This is a genomic window from Nocardiopsis alkaliphila YIM 80379, from assembly GCF_000341005.1.
Classification (GTDB): Bacteria; Actinomycetota; Actinomycetes; order Streptosporangiales; family Streptosporangiaceae; genus Nocardiopsis; species Nocardiopsis alkaliphila.
Genome location: NZ_ANBD01000151.1, coordinates 1 through 17636, shown reverse-complemented (window position 1 = coordinate 17636; position 17636 = coordinate 1). Strand labels below are relative to the sequence as shown.

8 protein-coding genes are annotated in these 17636 nt (G+C 67.0%); 6 read left to right on the top strand and 2 right to left on the bottom strand.

From position 1 onward, the window contains the following. Positions 1–35 precede the first annotated feature (35 nt). Together D472_RS0120995 and D472_RS0120990 are read right to left on the bottom strand one after the other, a co-directional pair. Positions 36–5093 (bottom strand): DNA repair ATPase, encoded by a 5058-nt coding sequence (locus tag D472_RS0120995; RefSeq protein ID WP_017606423.1) that lies wholly within the window; start codon positions 5091–5093, stop codon positions 36–38. An 11-nt stretch (positions 5094–5104) separates the two neighbouring features. Beyond that, the gene (locus D472_RS0120990; RefSeq protein WP_017606422.1) at positions 5105–7150 is read right to left on the bottom strand and encodes a flotillin family protein; all 2046 of its coding nucleotides are present in this window, start codon (positions 7148–7150) and stop codon (positions 5105–5107) included. Between the two features lie 548 nt (positions 7151–7698). On the opposite strand from D472_RS0120990, the gene D472_RS0120985 reads away from it, so the two are divergent. The 6 genes from D472_RS0120985 to D472_RS0120960 form a co-directional block, all read left to right on the top strand. Continuing rightward, positions 7699–8988 (top strand): helix-turn-helix domain-containing protein, encoded by a 1290-nt coding sequence (locus D472_RS0120985; protein WP_017606421.1) that lies wholly within the window; start codon positions 7699–7701, stop codon positions 8986–8988. Positions 8989–9115: 127 nt separating this feature from the next. Then, positions 9116–9556: a cobalamin B12-binding domain-containing protein gene (locus tag D472_RS0120980; RefSeq protein WP_051046043.1), complete on the top strand. Its 441-nt coding sequence runs from the start codon at positions 9116–9118 to the stop codon at positions 9554–9556. Then, complete coding sequence (locus D472_RS0120975) at positions 9553–10848, top strand: hypothetical protein (RefSeq protein WP_017606419.1); 1296 nt, start codon at positions 9553–9555, stop codon at positions 10846–10848. Before D472_RS0120980 ends, D472_RS0120975 begins: the two co-directional genes overlap by 4 nt. Positions 10849–10859: 11 nt before the next feature. Beyond that, positions 10860–11864 (top strand): asparagine synthetase A, encoded by a 1005-nt coding sequence (locus D472_RS0120970; protein WP_017606418.1) that lies wholly within the window; start codon positions 10860–10862, stop codon positions 11862–11864. Beyond that, positions 11861–13156, top strand: a complete 1296-nt coding sequence (locus tag D472_RS0120965) for a glutamate synthase-related protein (RefSeq protein WP_017606417.1) — start codon at positions 11861–11863, stop codon at positions 13154–13156. The genes D472_RS0120970 and D472_RS0120965 overlap by 4 nt, the downstream gene beginning before the upstream one ends. Positions 13157–13244: 88 nt before the next feature. Then, positions 13245–17636, top strand: a 4392-nt coding sequence (locus D472_RS0120960) for a non-ribosomal peptide synthetase (protein ID WP_017606416.1), incomplete at its 3' end; no start/stop codon positions are given.

Below are 17636 nucleotides of genomic sequence, written 5' to 3'. Positions count from 1 at the left end.
GTGCGGCGGCCCGAGCCTTCTAACGGACTCCGTGGTTACTTCGGTGAGCCTCGTTCGATGGCCGTGCCGATCTCGCCCACGCGGTCGGCGAGCAGCCCCATCGCGCCGATGGCCCTGGTCATCGGGTCGTCCTCGGCACCGCCGAGGGCCTTGCCGCGACGGAAGGCCGCCTTGACCTCGGCCCAGCGTCGTTCCTGCTCAGGGGTCATCACCCCGCGCAGTTCGGCCAGCTTGAGCAGGTTGGCCTCCGCGCCGGAGGTGAGGGTCTGCGCCTCGCCCAGGTAGTGGTCGTCGATGACGGCCTCCACCTCGGCCTCGTTCATGACCGGCACGATCTTTTCCGCGAGCCGGTTCATGTTCCGGTACGAACCCTGCAACTGGAACGGCGGTTCGGTGCGTGCCTCCTCCGACTGCGCCGCCGAGGCGATGTAGGCCTGGTTGTTGGCCAACACCACCCGTTGAACGCGCAGCAGCTTGTGCAGCACCGACACGATCCGGTCCACCTCGGCCGCCGAGTACGGGTGCTTCAACCGGTCGGTGCCGACCGAGTCATCACCCTGGGCCATCCGCACGAACGTGTGGACGTCCTCCCGATCCCGCGTGGACAGCGGAGCCAGGGTCGGGTTGGAGGTGAGCGCGTTCTCGATGTAGCTGAGCGCGAACAGCTCCTCCTTGCCGGAAAGCACGTCGCCCAGGTTGTACACGTCGGCGCGGTTGGCCAGCATGTCCGGGATCCGGAACCGTTTGCCCTGCTCGGTGTAGGGGTTACCGGCCATACACACCGCGAACCGCTTGCCGCGCAGGTCGTAGGTGCGGGTACGGCCCTCCCACACGCCCTCCATCCGGCGTTGCCCGTCGCACAGTGAGATGAACTTCTGCAACAGTTCCGGGTTGGTGTGCTGGATGTCGTCCAGGTAGAGCATCGTGTTGGCGCCCATCTCCAACGCGAAGGAGATCTTCTCGACCTCCTGGCGGGAGGTGGCGTCCGGGGCCTCGTCCGGGTCCAACGAGGTGATGGAGTGCCCCAGCGCGGGCCCGTTCACCTTGACGAACACCAACCCCAGCCGGCTGGCCACGTACTCCATGAGCGTGGTCTTGCCGTACCCGGGCGGGGAGATGAGCAGGAGCAGACCGCTCTGGTCGGTGCGCTTGTCGTCACCGGCCGCCCCCAACTGTTTGGCGAGGTTGTCGCCGATCAACGGAAGGTAGGACTCGTCCAGGAGGCGGTTGCGGACGAACCCGCTCATCACCTTCGGTTTGTACTCCTCCAGACGCAGGCGTTCACGCTCGGCGGCCACCAACTCGTTGCGGCGCCGTTGGAAGTCCCGGTAGGCGGGCACGTCCAGGGCCCGGAACCGGCGGGTGCGCGGCAGGATCTCGTCCAGCCGCACCAGGAGTGAACGCTCCTGGATCCTCGGGTGGGACCCCAACAGCCCCGTCACCCTCTCCTCGACGGCGGCGGAGGACTCGTACCGGTCCACGGAGGCCAGTTGGAGCGCCGCCGCCTCGGGCAGGTCACCGGGGGCGACCACTTCCTCCAGGGTGGCGGCGTAGGCCTCCAGCCACGCCGTCACCAGCTGGTGACGGGCGGACACGTCGTCACCGAGCCCGCGCAGGTCCTCCTCGAAGGCCTTGCGGGTGGTCTCCCGAGTGCTGCCCAGGGTCCGGTGGAACCGATCCAGCAGGGTACGGGCGCCCGCGCTGGAGACGAATCCGCGCTGGTTCTGGCTCTCCAACGCCAGTTCCTCGAACAGGTAGTCGCCCACCAGGTCGAGGTCGGCCTCCTGGTGCAGCCCGGTCTCGGTGAGGAAGGTGTCCACGGCCTCGGCGAGTTCGGTGCGCAGGGCGTCGATCGCCGTCGACCTGCGCGCACCGAACACGCTCCGGGCCCGGGCCAGGGAGACGGCACGGGTGCGCCAGGCGCTTCGCCGGTCCTTCTCGGCGCCGTGAGCCCAGAACAACTGGGCGATCGCGCGCGCCTGACCGGGATAGCGCAGGAGTTCCGCGCCGGTGCGCAGACGCAGCAGCGCCGACAGGATCTTCGCTGCGTCGTGGTCGTGCACGCCCCGCTCGTACCCCTCGTCGTAGCGGGCCTCCGCCACTCCGCGTACCAGGGACAGCAGCGAGTCGCCGTTCTCGGCGTGCAGCTCCGCCTCGTGCAGGGCCTCCAGCGTCAGCCCGTCCGAACCCTCCTCGGCCGCCGTCAGGATCGACGTGGCCAGGTACTCGGCCCGATACACCTCGGGGCTCTCGGAGACCAGCGGTCGATCCCACAGGTGCTCGGTCTCTTGGAAGGCCTCGTCGGTGACGGGCGCCCGGAAGTCGGTGCCGGTGATGGCCACCGACATGCGTCCGCCGTGCGGGGTGAGGGTGAGGTCGATGGGTTGGGTGTTGACCGCGAAGCGGTGCCGGCCCAACCGGATCGTTTCGCCCGCGGTCCCGCCCTCGAACAGGTCGCTGCGGTCCTGGAGGGCCCGGCCGGCTTCCTGCCGGGCGGCCAGGATCTGGCCCTGGAGTTCCTCGGCACGGACGGTGTCCCCGAGTTCGCGCATCTCTTCGACGGTGCGGCGCAGCCGTGTCACCGTCGCGTCCGAGGCGAAGTAGGTGTTGACGTCCTCCAGGGTGGTCAAGCCGGCGACCCGCCGGTGCACCCCCTCCAGGACACGGGTGGCGGAAGAGGCCAGGCGGTCGGCCCTGCGCGCCCGTTCGTCCACCAGCGCCTGCTTACGGGTGGAGAACGCCTCATAGACGTCCTCGCGTTTGTCGGCCAGTTCCTGGAGGAAGTCGTCGAACTCCGCGAAGCGCGACTCCAGGTTCTCCAGCCGCAACATGATCCGGCCGAGCTGTTCGTCGCAGCGGTCCGGGGTGTCCGCGGCGGCGATCGCCCCGGTGATGGCCTGGCCCAGCAGCGCGAACTCGGCGGCGAACTCGGCCCGCCCCTCCAAGGCGAGGAGTTCCTTGCGCCGAGATTCCAGCGTGGCGCGGGCCCGGTTGACCCCGCCCATCACCTCACTGATCCGCTCCAGGATGCGGGTGCGCACCTGGGCGTCACCGATGTCCAGGGAACCGATCACCTCGGTGACCACCTGGAGTCCCTCGGTTTGTTCGGCGATGCGTTCGCCGACCGTGGTGGCGGCGCTGACCGCCTCCAAGGCCTCGGCCTCCTCGACCAGTCGCTCCACCTCACGGTGGTAGCCGTCGAAGGCGTCCTCCTGTTCGAGGAAGGAGACGGTGCGGCGCCCGGCGGAGGCGATCTCCTCACCGAGACCCTCCTCGACCGCGTCGACGCGGCCGCTGTCCACGTAGCGCATCTCGCGCAGCGTGGCCGCCTGCCCTTGGGCGCGGCGAAGTTCGGTCAGTCGGTCCACCCAGCCCTGCGCCGACCTCGGGGTCTCGCCCCGGGAGCGGCGGATGAGCGAGGTGACCTTCTCCTCCGTCTCCCGCAAGGTCTCGGATGCCTGCCGGGTCAGGGTCTGGACGGTCTCGAACTCCTCCAGCACCCGTTCCGCGGTGGCGCGTACCTCGCTCAGCGGGGACGCGAGGTCTCCCAGTTCCTCCTCGCCCAGCCAGTGGAAACGGTCCAGGACCCGGCGGCAGGAGGCGATGAGCGCCTCGAACACCTCGGTGGAGGGCCGCATGTCCTCGGCGATCCGCGCCACCGACAGGCACTCGGACACGCCCTGGACCAGCTCGGCGTTGCCGATCCGCTCCAGTGGCCCGGTGCCCACGGGCTGGGCGGCGGCGTAGACGTCGGAGACGAAGGGTGTGCGCCACACCTGCATCGGGTGAACTCTGGTGGGTTCGCCCGAGTTGTCACGAAAGACGGTCATGGTCCCGTCATCGAACAGCGAGTGGCCGTGACAGACGATCGGGTTGGCGACCTCCTTGCGGATGGTGTTGTACGGCAGCAGCAGGCTGCGACCGTCCGCCCGCGAGTGGAAGACGTACAACACGTCCTCGCCGTTGGGCGAGCGCACGACCCGGTCGAACTCCAGGTCGGTGACGTCGGTGTCGAAGGTTCGCGCCACCCCGGTGGACAGGTAGTAGCCGCCGGGGAAGATCAGGCCCTGGTCGTCGGGCAGACGCTGACAGGATTGGCCGATGCCGTCGAGGCGCTCGACCTGCTTGGTGCGCGTGTTGAAGACCAGGTAACGCCAGGCGGTCTCGTTGTAGGGGCGGATCTTCAGCAGGATCAGCGCACCGACCCGTGCGTGGAACACGTCGGCGTCGGCGAGGCTCTGCAGCGGTTCGTCGACGGGCTCGCTGTAGATGCCTTCGCCGACCTCGGTGTTGTTCTCGATCTTGATGGTCAGGTCGCCGCCGACCGTCTCGACGAACAACGCGTCGCGGATCGAGATGTGCGGGTGTCGCCCCTGCACGTGGTCCTCACGGGTGGCCTCCACCCAGGAGAAGTCGTGCGAGGGCGGGAACACGTGGTCGCGTTCGCCCCGGTCGTCGAGGTAGGCGATCTCGCCGGTGGGCGAGATCGACCACCTCAGGACCCGAACGTCCTCCGTGCTCGGGCCGGTCTGAAAGACGGCCAGCAACCGTTCCTCGACCCTGCGCAACTGGAGCAGACGGGCGTCGCGGTAGTAACGGTACAGCTGCTCGAAACCCTGTCTGAAACGCTCGTCGGCGAGCAGCCCGGGGATGGAGTCCTCGGGCACGTCGGTGAACGTGAAGGAGTCACCACCGTGCTCGTACCGGTGCAGGGAGAACACGTCATGGACGTGCGTGGTGCTCTGCATGCCGATGTAGACGTTGTAACCGAACAGGATCGTGTCCCCGTCGGCGTCGTTTCCCACGGAGCGCCCCACGCTCACGATGTCGCGGGGCACACAGTTGTGTTCGGTGCGGATGCGTTCGGTACCGAGCAGGGTCAGCTCGGTGCCACCGAACACCTCCAACCGGCGGTTGTTCAGCTCCTCGGTCCGCCGGGCCAGTTCGCCGGTCTGTTCGCGGAGCCGGGCGCGGAGCACCTCGTAGGTGCCCGCGTCCAGCGACCGCGCGTCCTCGGCTTGGGGCCCGGGGCCTTCGGTCTCCTGGAGCCGTGTTTCCTGGGAAGGGGCTTCCTGGGAGTGGGCCTCGGTCACGGAGGACTACCTCACTGCTTCACGGGGGCGAGGGCGTTGACGGGCATCTGGTCCAGGCCCAGGGAACGGGCCGTGCCGAGCAGTCGGTCCAGCTTGCCGGCCTCGGGGCCGCCCGCGGCGATCAGCTTCAGCAACAGGGCGGAGACGGTGAGGTTCTTGACGTCCTCGGTACCGACCTCGGACAACAGGTTCTTGATGTCCTGGGCGAAGTCGCCCTCACCGTTGAGCCAACCGTTGCCCAGCGCCTGCACGGTCTCGGAACCGTTGACGAAGCCGTCCACGGCCTTGCCCATACCGATCGAGTTGACCATGCGGTCGAAGAACGCGCCGTCGCCGCCGACGATGTTGATGTCGGCGCTCTCCAGACCGGCGGCCATCGCGGCGGCCTGGGCCTCGGCGACCTGACGGTGCACGTCGATGCCGGCGAGGCGGATCTCCTTGTCCGCCTCCAGCCGCAGACGGTACTCCTCGTGTTCGCGGCTGACCTCGTCCAGGGCGGCCATCGCGGCGGCCTTGTCGGTCAGACCCGCGGCCTCGGCGCGCAGCTTCTTCTCCACGGCGTCGGCCTCGACGTCGGCCTTCTCGCGGGCCACGACGGCCTCGGCGCGGCCGAGCTTCTCCACGGCCTCGGCGTCCTGCTCGCGGACCTGGACCTCGGCCAGACCGGCGGCCGCGGCCTCGGCCTGAAGGCCCTCGGCCAGACGGATCTTGGCTCGGGTGTCCAGCTCGGCGGCCTGCTGACGGGCCTCGGCGAGGGTGAGCTCCTCCTGCGCCTTGTGCTTGGCCGCGGCTTCGGCGGCTTCGGCGGCCTTGATGTCCTTGACCAGGTTCTCCTGGGCCTCGGCCTCGGCGTGGATGATGATGGCCTGACGCTGGCGCTCGGCCTCCTCCACGGCCCGCAGCTTCTTGATCGCCTCTTCTTGCTCGGCGACGGTGCGGTCGACGGCCACGCGCTCGCGGACGACGTCGGCGACCTCGCGCTTCTCGGCCTCGACCTCCTTGTCCTTGGCGATGCGGCTCAGCTCGGTCTCGCGCTCGCGGCCGATGACCTCCAGCAGGCGGTCCTTCTCGATGCGTTCGGTCTCGATGGCGATGACGCGCTCGCGGTTCTTCTCGGCGACCGCGATCTCACGCTGCTGGTTCTGGTGCTGGACGCCGAGCTGTTCGTTGGTGCGCAGGTTGGCGGTCTCGGACTTGAGGCGCTCCTCGGCCTGGACCCGGGCGGTCTCGGCCTCCTCACGGGCACGGATGATCTCGATCTCGCGCTTGGCCTTGGCGGCCGCCTCCTCGCGACGCTTCTCCAGCTCGGCGAGGGTCTCGGCGGTCTCCGTGTTCTGGCGGTCGATCTCCTTCTTGCGGTCGTTCTCGAACTCGTTGGTGCGCTTGTGCTCCTTGGCGGTGCGCTCCGTGATCTTGGAGATGCCCTGTGCGTCGAGGATGTTGTTGGCGTCGTGCTGGTGCAGTGGGGTCTGCTCCAGCTCGTCGATGGCCACGTCCTCCAGGATGTAGCCGTTGAGGTCGGTGCCGATCAGGGAGACGATCGCCTGGCGGAACTCCTCGCGGTGGGTGAACAGTTCCTCGAAGTCGAACTGCTTGCCGACGGTCTTGAGGGCCTCGGAGAACTTGGAGTTGAACAACTCCTGGAGGGTGTCCTGGTCGCTGGCGCGTTCGGTGCCGATCGCCTTCGCGACCTTCTTGACGTCCTCGGCCGTCTCGTTGACCCGGACGTAGAAGAACACCGTGATGTCGGCGCGGATGTTGTCCTTGCAGGTCAGGCCCTCGCGTCCGCCCCGTTCCAGGGTGAGGCTCTTGAGCGAGATGTCCATGACCTCGGCCTTGTGCAGGACCGGAAGGACGATCGCGCCGGTGAAGGTGACGTGGACGTCGCGCACCTTGGAGATGATCAGGGCCTTGCCCTGTTCGACCTTGCGGAACAGTCTGCTCACCATCAGCAGTAGCGCCAGGAGGATGACGATACCGACGGCGAGGGCGACACCGATGGTCAGGAAGGCCGCGTCGGCCGCCTCCTGACCGGTCGCGGGGGCACTCAGCAACACGTGGGGATCTCTTTCTGCGAGTGGCGTGGGTGGCGAGACGTGCGACACCGGGAGGCGGGGGCGGCGGCGGGGATCCGTGGCCGAGGAGCGCTCGTCGGGGGTTATGACGCGTTCACGGTGTGAACGGTTCCGAAACCGAGGAAGGAAGACTTCTCCCCGGCCGAGGTAGGGAGCCGGTCCGTTCGGTCCTTCCCACCGGACCGGGGCGGTGAGGAACACCAGGAGCGAGGACCACCACGGCCGAGTCCTTGACGGCCCGGAGAGCAAAACGTGGTTATTTCGTCGCTCTCGGTGAATGGTTTTGGGTATGAAAAGCAGGTGGCTTCGCGTAGATAATGGTTTCTTTATCACGTGACTATCCCGGGTGTGGAGGAGCGGCTTTCACCAGCCGGATCGTTCATACCTGGCCCTGCTCTGGAGAGGGTGCGGTTCGGGAGGTTCGCGCCGCGCCATCGGGGCGGGGGTTTCTGTGGGGATGCGCTGGAGATAGCGGAGATAACGAACATGGTGTTCGTCCGAGACCGGCGTCAGGAAAGGTCCCACCCCCCATGCTGGACGCGCACCAGAGCCCCTCCTTCGGTGACCTGCTCCGTCACCATCGGACCCGAATGGGTTTCACCCAGCAGGAACTCGCTGATTTCTCCACCATCAGTGTTCGAGCCATTCGCGACCTGGAGCACGGCAGGGCTCGGCATCCCCGCAAGGTGACCGCCCGCCTGCTGACCGAGGCGCTCCGGCTGAACGACGAGGACACCTCCCTACTACTGGAATGCGCGAGTCGGCCGTACGGACACCCTTTTGGGATGGAGGGGGCGAGCGTCGCCCTGCCTGCCCCATGGTGTTCGCCGCTCGTCGGTCGGGGAACGGAAGCCGGCTCTTTGAGTCTGCTGCTGGCCTCGCCCGGGTCTCGTCTGGTGACCGTCACCGGCGTCCCGGGGACGGGACGGACGCACTTCGTCGCGGAGGTAGCGCAGCATTTTCATGGATCGTCCGGCGTTCCGGTGCTCTGGGCGAGCGCTGACGAGCCCGTGGCCTTCTCCTTCGGACAGCAAGGGCCGTCAAAGGAGGTGGTGGAGAGCGCGGTCTCTCTCGTCTATGGGGAAAGCGCAAGAGACGGAAGCGAGGAGATCTTCGAGGAACTAGGTTCCGACCCGGTCCTGTTGGTTCTGAACCGGCCTCGGAACGGACCTCTCAGCCAGGGCGCGCTGGCTGATCTTTTGCGTTCGTGCCCCGGACTGCGGGTGCTCACCGTCGCTCCCCGCCCGCACGAGATCCCCGGTGAACGAGTGTTCCCGCTTGCCGCGTTGGAGCCGAAGATGTCGCTCAAGCTCCTCATCCGGTGTTCGGACGAGGTCTGGTCCACTACACCCGCGAACACGGACGACATACGGCACCTGACGCGGATCTGCGCGGTTTTGGACCACCTCCCCGGTGCGGTGGTTCGCGCCGCGACCTGGTTGTCCTTGTACGATCCCGCCACCCTGCTCGAATGCCTCAGGAAGGACCCGATCCCCTTCTTGTGTCCACTCAGTGGTGCCGAAGTGGATCTGGCCGCGGAGCTGCGGGCCGAGAGTGAACCGGCCAACTCCCACGAGCGCACCATGCTCGATCTGTTGTCCGCCACCCCTGAGGGTGAACAGGCCGATGGGCTCGCCCGCATCGCAGGACTCGATCTGGCCGAGTGCGGGCGTGCGCTGAATGCCCTCATGGTGCGCGGAATAGTGCGATGCGACCGAACCACCGGGCGCGCCCGCGTGCATCTGCTGAACCTCGTGCGGGCGTTGAGACCCCTTCACATGGAATCGGCCGAACGAGGAGCGGTGGAAGCCTCCTGTTGAGCGGCAGTACGGCATTGCGCCGCCCAATCTGCCTATCGCACTTCCCTTTTCGTGTGGTCCGAGAGAGTACGTTCGCTGCACGATAGGTGGACCAGTGGGCGTTCGGTTCACTGGCGAGGAGTATTCCATGACGAGTGACGGCATTCGAACATTCACCCCGAGATCAATCATCTCGAGTACGGTTTCAGATTCTCACACCTGGAATCTTATATTCATGCAGCTTTTTTTGGAGGAAATGGGGCACGAGGTGATCAATATCGGTGCCTGTGTGAAGGAGTCCTTGTTGGTGGAGAGTTGCCTAGAGAACCGCCCTGACCTGGTCGTCATCAGCAGTGTCAACGGGCACGGATTTAATGACGCTATGTCCCTGATAAAACACTTTCGGTTCGTTCCAGGGCTGGAAAGGGTACCTCTGGTGGTCGGTGGAAAACTCGGGGTCGAAGGGGTGCGCGACGTTGGCTTCAGTCGCCGACTCATTGCAGCAGGATTTGATGCCGTCTTCGCCGAGGATGAGCTCGACAAGTTCAAAGAATTCGTTACGCAAAAAGGATTGCGGGCGGCGGCGTGAGGCGTTCAGAAGGGATCTCGTTCGGGGACTACGTGGAAGAGGCGAACCAGGCCGGCCGCCTGGTCGTGCAGCCTCGTATGGGGTTCTGCGACCCCGATCTCATGCGCATGGGTCTGATCGGCACCAAGGACGCCGATGCCACCACGGTCGGCACCCTGACCCTGGACAGCTACACCCGCACCGGTAACCACGAAGCCGCCGAACGGGCGTTGGAGGAGGGGATACGGCTCAACGGCTATCCCATTGTCGTCCATCCGCGGTCGAGGAGCCTGGAAATGCTCCGAGACGTCCACGGACCGGCCTTTCCCGTACAGGTCCGACATGGGTCCTCACGCCCGCAGGACATCTTCCGCGCCCTTGTCGGACTGGGTCTGGGAGCGACCGAAGGGGGCCCGGTCTCCTACTGCCTTCCCTACGGTCGCACCCCCATCTTCGAGGCCGTGGACAACTGGGTGGAGAGCACCGAACTACTGGCGGAGGCAGCAGGGGAGGACTTCCACCCCCACCTGGAGAGTTTCGGTGGCTGCATGCTCGGCCAGCTCTGTCCTCCCGGTCTGCTGGTCGCGCTCAGTCTCCTGGAAGGGATCTTCTTCGTCCAGCACGGTATCCGCAGCGTCTCCCTCAGCTACGCCCAGCAGACCGACCCCGCACAGGACGAGGAGGCGGTACACGCTCTCAGGACCTTGGCCTCGCTCTACCTTCCCGACGCCCAGTGGCACGTGGTCTTCTATACCTACATGGGGGTGTTCCCCCGGACCTCGGCAGGAGCCGCGATGCTCTCCGAGCAGGCGGTCAGAACAGCCATGCGGGCCGGAGCCGCACGGATCATCGTCAAGACCGAGGCCGAGGCGCACCGCATCCCCACCATCGAGGAGAACGTGCGCGCTCTGGAGGCCGGCGCCTCCGTGGGGGCCCAGACGAGCCGAGCCGAAGAACGGCCTCGGTCCACGAGTGTGCTCGCGCAGGCGAGCGCGCTGGTCGAAGCCGTGCTCACCATCTCCGAGGACGTTGGTCGAGCCCTACCACGCGCTTTCGCGAAGGGGGTACTCGACCTGCCCTTCTGCCTGCATCCGGACAACCGGGGATCGACCCGTAGCTACTTGGACCGGTACGGGCGTCTGCAGTGGCTCACCACCGGAAACATGCCCATCAGTCCAGCCCCGTCCACAGCGGCACCGAAGCGCCTGGCCACGGACGACCTGCTCTTCATGCTGCACCACGTGGAACGGCTCTACGACACCAAGGCTCGGAATCGTGCTGCCGGGATGACTCTTCACGCGGCCGACCTATGAATCGAGGAACCATGCACGCACGCGTCCCCGCAGCGGCCATCTCCGTCCCGCCGCCCCTGGGAGACCACCTGTCCCTTCCAGCCACCCGCGACATCATGCTCATCCAGCAAGAAGTGTTGTTCGCGGTTCGGGAGCACCTGCGCTCCCGTGGTTTCGTGGAGCTTCTGTCACCGCTGACCGGACCGGTCACCGATCCCGGCGGCAGGGGCGCCAAGCAGCTCGATGTCGACTTCTACGGTCATCGTTACAAGCTCATGACCAGCGCAATCCTGTACAAGCAGGTGTCGTTGCGCGGGTTCCCCCGCCTCTTCTACATCGCGCCGAACGTTCGGGCCGAACCCTTGGAGACCGCTGGTACCGGTCGCCACCTCTTCGAGTTCCACCAGATCGACGTGGAGATCGCCGGAGCCTCCCGGGAGGAAGCCAAGAACGAAGCCGCCGATCTTCTCATCGCGATCGTCCGGCACGTGACGGAGGGGGTACCCGACCTCCTGGCTTCCTTGGGGCGCGATATCGATTTCTTCTCGGCGCTGCTCCAAGGCGGGTTCGAGACCAGGACGCACACCGACGCGGTGGCGGATCTGAGCGGTTACGGGCACTCCCAAGACTCCGGGAGCGAGATCGACTGGGAAGCGGAACGAGTCCTCTCCCGCAAATACGATCGTCCGTTCTTCGTCACCGACTACCCGAAGGGGTCACGCGGCTTCTACGACCGCGAGGACCCCGATCGTCCCGGAGTACTGCGCAACTTCGACCTGCTGGCCCATGGCGGGTACGGCGAGTTGGTCAGTGGCAGCGAACGCCAGTCCGACTACGCGGCCATCGTGAAGGGCATCAGGGAAAGCGGCGAGAACCCCGCCAAGTACGGCTGGTACCTGGAGGAGGCCCGACGCGGTATCCCCGCGAGCGCGGGGTTCGGCATGGGGTTGCAGCGCGTGCTGCGCTACCTCACCAGGACCGAGTCCCTGTGGCAGGTCACCGCCTACCCCAAGCTTCCAGGGGTGGTGTCGGCATGAGTGCCCTGCACGCTCCGGGGTTCCCGGAGGAAGCCGTCCGTGACCGTGCGCGCAAAGGTGCACGGGCCGTCTTCCTCGACGAAGGCGCCTACGGGAGAGCGGTGATCGGCGCACGTGCCGACACGGTTTCCGCTCGTGACCCCCTCGACCTCGCACGCCTCATACCACCGGTCTTCATGCCCCGGCGCCTGGAGAAGCTGATCGATCTCGCTGGGGAGCCGCTGCATTCGGACGTCGACCTGAGCACACGGATCGGCGGTTTCGACGTGCCCTGCCCACTGTACGTATCCGCTTTCGGCTCCACCCAGGTCGGCGCCGACCTGGCCTTGGTCGTGGGGGCCCAAGCCGGGGCCCTGGGGATTCCCATGGTCGTCGGTGAGAACGTCGTCGCCGGCCAAGGCCTGCGCACGGGATCCTCGCTGTTCGGCCGTTTGGCCTCCTACACGGCCGCCCTACCCGAAGGCTTGGGCGGCGTGGTCGTGCAACAGAGCACGGAGGATGCCGACGCCGAGGTCTGGAATCGGGTCTACTCCGACCCCTCCGTCACTCCGCTGCTCGAATCGGGCCGATTGGGATTCGAACTCAAGGTCGGACAGGGAGCCAAGCCGGGGCTGGGTGGACTGACATTGGTCGACGCCCATGAGGCGCGACGCTACGCCGCCACTCACCAGGTCGACCAGGCCTCGGGTCCTGGCGACGACCTGTGGCTGCGCAGTTCTACCCCGGGCACCTTCACCGAGGAGATCCTCGACCAACAGATCCGTTTCATGCGCAACAACTTCCCTCGAGCCCGGGTCTGGGTGAAGCTCCCTCCCGGACGCGACGTGGCCGAGGCCGCTCGCATGGCGTGGGAGGCCGGGGCGCACGCCGTCACCGTGGATGGAGCCGAAGGCGGGTCCGGCTGGGCACCGTCGGTCTTCCTCGACCGGGTCGGACTGCCGTTGCACGAGTGTGTACGCCGGATCGGCTCGACCCATGCCGACCCCTCCCGAGCGGGAACCGACCGGGGCACATTCCTGGTCTCGGGGCGCATGTGGGAGGCCGGGCGCGCGGTGGCCGCGATGGCCTTGGGGGCCGACGCCGTCGGCCTGGGCCGGGCGGCCCTCATCGCTGCCGACGAGGACCCCGAGAACGGTCTGGCCAATCTGGTCTCCGCGTTCCGGCTGGAAGCGGCTCTCCTCATCAGCGCGCTCGGCAAGTACGCCATCGGGGACCTGGAACCCGAGGACGTCACCCTCCCTCCGTCCCCATGGCCGACTCCGATCGCATCGGACCCGCGACCCGTCTTTTGATCCTCGATTCGACCCGTGACCCCCGGTGCGGGTCGCCACCGCCGCTCACGTGACCCCCACAGACGTGCCGAAGGAAGAAGGAAGAACCATGCTCCGCGACTTCGATGGATACCGACCGCTCAGCGAAGCGCAGAGTGGACTCTGGTTCATCCACCAGTCCGCCCCGGACAGTCCGATGCTCAACAACGGCGAGTACTACGACATGCGAGGGCCGGTGGACGCCGCCGCGCTGGAGCGCTCCGTGGCCGCCGTGGTGCGTGAGAGCGAAATCCTGCGTACGCGCTTCGTCGACACCGACCAAGGGCCGGCACAAAGGATCGATCCCGGCCTGAGCCACCCCATGGCCAGGGTGGATCTGCGGGAGGCGCCCGACCCCATGGCGGCCGCGTTGGAACTCATGCGCGCAGAGTTGGCCGTACCGCTCGACCCCACTCGTGACAACCTGTACGCCCACACCCTCTTCCACTTGGGACCGGAACACTACCTCTGGTTCCAGCGAGCCCACCATCTGTTGGTCGACGGTTACACCTTCATGCTCTTGGCGCGTCGAGTGGCCGAGCTGTACTCCGCTCAGACCACCGGAGCCGAGGTGGGCGCTTCGCCCGGCTCCTTCCTGGAGTTGCTCGATGAGGCCGAGGCCTACGTGGACGGCTCCGAGCGTGAGGCCGACACCCGGTACTGGTCGGGCTACCTACGAGGCGCACCCCACCACACGGCGCTCACCGACCGCCGCGAGGCACCCGGTCGCCACTACATCCGGGCCACACGCGTCATGGACGAGCAGGCCACGGCCCGGATCGGGGAGGTGGCACGGCGCTGTGGAACCGGATGGAAGCAATTCCTCATGGCCACGGTCGCCGTCTACACCCACAAGTGGACGGGGGAGAACGACATCCTCCTGAGCCTGCCGGTGGCCGCCCGGACCACGGAGCTGTCCCGCAGGACCCCCGGGATGTCCTCCAACGTCATCCCGTTGCGACTGGACGTCTCCCCATCCGCCCCCGTCTCGGACGTGGCACGCGATGTCGCCGCGACCCTGCGTGCGTGTCTGCCGCACCAACGCCATCCCGTGGCCGCGACCCGCAGGCTCCTGGGACAGACTCCCAGGGCCCCACGGGAATTCGGTCCTTTGATCAACATCATGTCGTTCGACTACGACGTCGACTTCGGTGATCTGGCGTGCGAACCGCACAACATCTTCCAAGGCCCCATCGAGGAACTACGGATCGACGTCCTGCAACGCCGTCGTGGCGGGGCCCTGCACATCGACTTCGACGCCAACCCGGCCGTTTTCACGCCCGAGGAATTGGAACGCCGTGCGGACTCCTTCGTTCGCTTGCTCGACGCATTGTGCGAGGCACCGCTGACACCGATCGCCGAGCTCGACCTCCTTACGCAGGAGGAGCGTCACCGGATCCTCGATGAGTTCGGGGTCGGTGCGTGGTCGGCCGACACGGGCCAGACCGTCCACGAGATCTTCGAGGCTCGGGCGGGAACCGATCCCGACGCCGTGGCGTTGCCCGGTACCGGAGCCTGCCTCACCTACGGAGAACTGAACGCCAGGGCCAACCGCCTCGCGCGGTACCTGCGCGAGCTCGGTATGGGCCCCGGCGACCTGGTGGGCGTCCTCCTGCAAAGGGGCGAGGGGTTCGCGGAAGCCCTGATCGGGGTTCTCAAGACCGGTGCCGGATACGTTCCCCTCGACCCGGCCTTCCCCGACGAGCGCCTGGCCACCATGGTCCGTGTGGCGGACGTGCGGTCGGTGGTGACTACGCGCAGACTCGCTGAACGAGTCCCCGCGGAGTCGCGCGCGATCCTCCTCGACGCCGAACACGAGCGGATCGGAACCCAGGCCCTTCACGACCTCGGGGTGGCCGTTTCGCCCGACGCACCGGCCTGCGTCATGTTCACGTCGGGTTCGACGGGTGAGCCCAAGGGCGTCGTGGCACCGCACCGCGCGATCGTGTCCACCTTGCTGGGACAGGACTACCTGGACTTCGGTCCGGAACAGGTCTGGTTGCAGACGGCGCCGGTCTCGTGGGACGCCTTCGTTCTGGAGTTCTGGGGGGCGTTGCTGCACGGCTCCCCGTGCGTCCTGCAACCAGGCCAAAAACCCGAACCGGCGCTCATGGCCCGATTGTGCGCGGAACACGGCGTGACCTCGATGTGGCTCTCGGCGGGCCTTTTCAACCTGGTCTTGGATGAGAACCCGGAGGTCTTCGAAGGTCTTCGCCAGGTGATCACCGGTGGCGAGGCCCCTTCCGTGGAACACATGCGCAGGTTCTTGGAGACCCGTCCCGCCGTCCGGCTGCAACACGGATACGGGCCGGTGGAGAGCATGGTCTTCACCCACTCGTACCAGGTCACCATGGTCGACGGAACCCTGGTGCCGGTCGGTGCTCCCATCGCCCACCGCACCTCCTACGTGCTGGACGAACGCCTGCGTCCGGTCCCGGCCGGGGTCCCTGGCGAACTCTACGTGGGCGGCGACGGGCTCGCCCTCGGCTACGTGGGCCGTCCCGACCTCACCGCCGAACGCTTCCTCCCCGACCCCTTCGCCGGTACCGGAGAGCGGATGTACCGCACCGGCGACCTCGTTCGATGGAACGACCGAGGAGAGGTGGAGTTCCTGGGCCGTGTGGACGACCAGGTGAAGGTACGAGGGTTCAGGATCGAGCCCGCAGAGGTGGAGAGTGCTCTGATGGCGCTTTCCGGGGTCGCCAAGGCGGCCGTGGTGGTGCGTGAGGATCGACCGGGGGACCGGCGACTGGTCGCCTACGTCGTTCCGGCCGAGGCGGCCCGACCGGAGCCGGTCGATCTACGGTCCGGCCTGAGTTCCGTGTTGCCCGACCACATGGTGCCCTCCGCGGTGGTCGTGCTCACCGAACTGCCCCTCAACGCTAACGGCAAGCTCGATCGGCGCGCTCTGCCCGAACCCGAACGTACCCTGGTCTCAGCCGGGCGCGAACCCCGTGACCTCCACGAGGAGATCCTTTGCGGGGTGTTCGGAGACATCCTGGGCCTCGATGGGGTCGGCGTGGACGACTCCTTCTTCGACCTGGGAGGCGACTCCCTACTCGCCACGAGGCTGGTCGGCCGCGTACGCGGGCTCTTCAACACGGAGATCGCCCTCCGGGAGGTGTTCACCGCACCGACTGTGGCGGGCCTGGCCGACAGGATCCGTTCCTGCGCCCAGGGCCCGGAACGCCCCGCGTTGGTTCGGGCCGAGCGCCCCGAACGTGTTCCGCTCTCCTTCGCGCAGCGGCGGCTCTGGTTCCTCCACCGTCTGGAGGGGCCGAGTGCCACCTACAACGTCCCCATCACGCTGCGGCTGACCGGTCCGGTGGACCACGGTGCCCTGCGAGAGGCCCTTGGCGACGTCGTCCGCAGACACGAGTCCCTGCGGACGGTGTTCCCCTCACACGAGGGTGAGCCCTACCAGTGCGTCCTGGATCGGTCCCCCGAACTGGAGGTCGTCCAAGCCGACGAGGCGGCCCTGGAGGCGCGGATCGAAGACGCTGTGGGCCATGCGTTCGACCTCGAACGCGAACTCCCCATTCGCGCGTGGTCGATCACCACCGGACACCACGAGTCCACCCTCGTAGTGGTACTGCACCACATCGCCGGGGACGGCTGGTCGATGCGGCCGCTCATGGACGATCTGGCCGCCGCCTACGGTGACCGTTTGGCCGGGCGCGAACCCGATTGGTCCGGGCGACCCGAGCTCACCGTCCAATACGTTGACTACACGTTGTGGCAGCGGGAGTCCCTCAATGGTCTCGATGGGACGGCCGGGACATCGGATACGCGGCTTCTCTATTGGTGTGAACGGCTTGCCGGCTCGCCTGAGGTCCTGGACCTGCCGACCGACCGGCCACGCCCGGCCGTGGCCTCGTATCGGGGCGAGACGGTCGATGTCGACCTTTCCGGGCGGTTGCATGGTGAGCTGAAGGCTTTGGCCGCAGCTCATGGGGTGACCCTGTTCATGGTGTTGCAGGCGGCGTTGGCGGTGACGCTGTCGCGTTCTGGGGCGGGACAGGACATTCCCATCGGCACCCCCGTCGCGGGTCGTGAGGATCCCGCGTTGGATGATCTGGTCGGTTTCTTCGTCAACACCCTGGTGTTGCGGACCAGGGTGGAGGGGGATGTTTCCTTCTCACGGATGCTCGAAGAGGTCAGGGAGACCGACCTGGCCGCCTTCGAGCATCAGGAGGTGCCCTTCGAACGGGTGGTCGAGGCGCTGGCACCCGAACGTTCCGGCGGTCACCATCCTCTGTTCCAGGTCATGCTCGTGTTGCAGAACAACACCGAGGCGAGCACGGAGCTGCCAGGGACCAAGATGGAACTCACGCTTCGTCCACCCGGGTCGGCCAAGTTCGACCTCACCCTGGACCTGCGCGAGTCCGGGGTGGACGAGGGTGTCGAGGGGACCTTGGAGTTCGCGACGGACCTGTTCGATCGGGACACGGCCCTGGCTCTG

Excerpts from the sequence above, each read along its gene's own strand:
- D472_RS0120980 (WP_051046043.1), top strand. The coding sequence starts at position 9,116 with ATGACGAGTGACGGCATTCGAACATTCACCCCGAGATCAATCATCTCG.
- D472_RS0120970 (WP_017606418.1), top strand. The coding sequence starts at position 10,860 with ATGCACGCACGCGTCCCCGCAGCGGCCATCTCCGTCCCGCCGCCCCTG.
- D472_RS0120985 (WP_017606421.1), top strand. The coding sequence starts at position 7,699 with ATGCTGGACGCGCACCAGAGCCCCTCCTTCGGTGACCTGCTCCGTCAC.
- D472_RS0120965 (WP_017606417.1), top strand. The coding sequence starts at position 11,861 with ATGAGTGCCCTGCACGCTCCGGGGTTCCCGGAGGAAGCCGTCCGTGAC.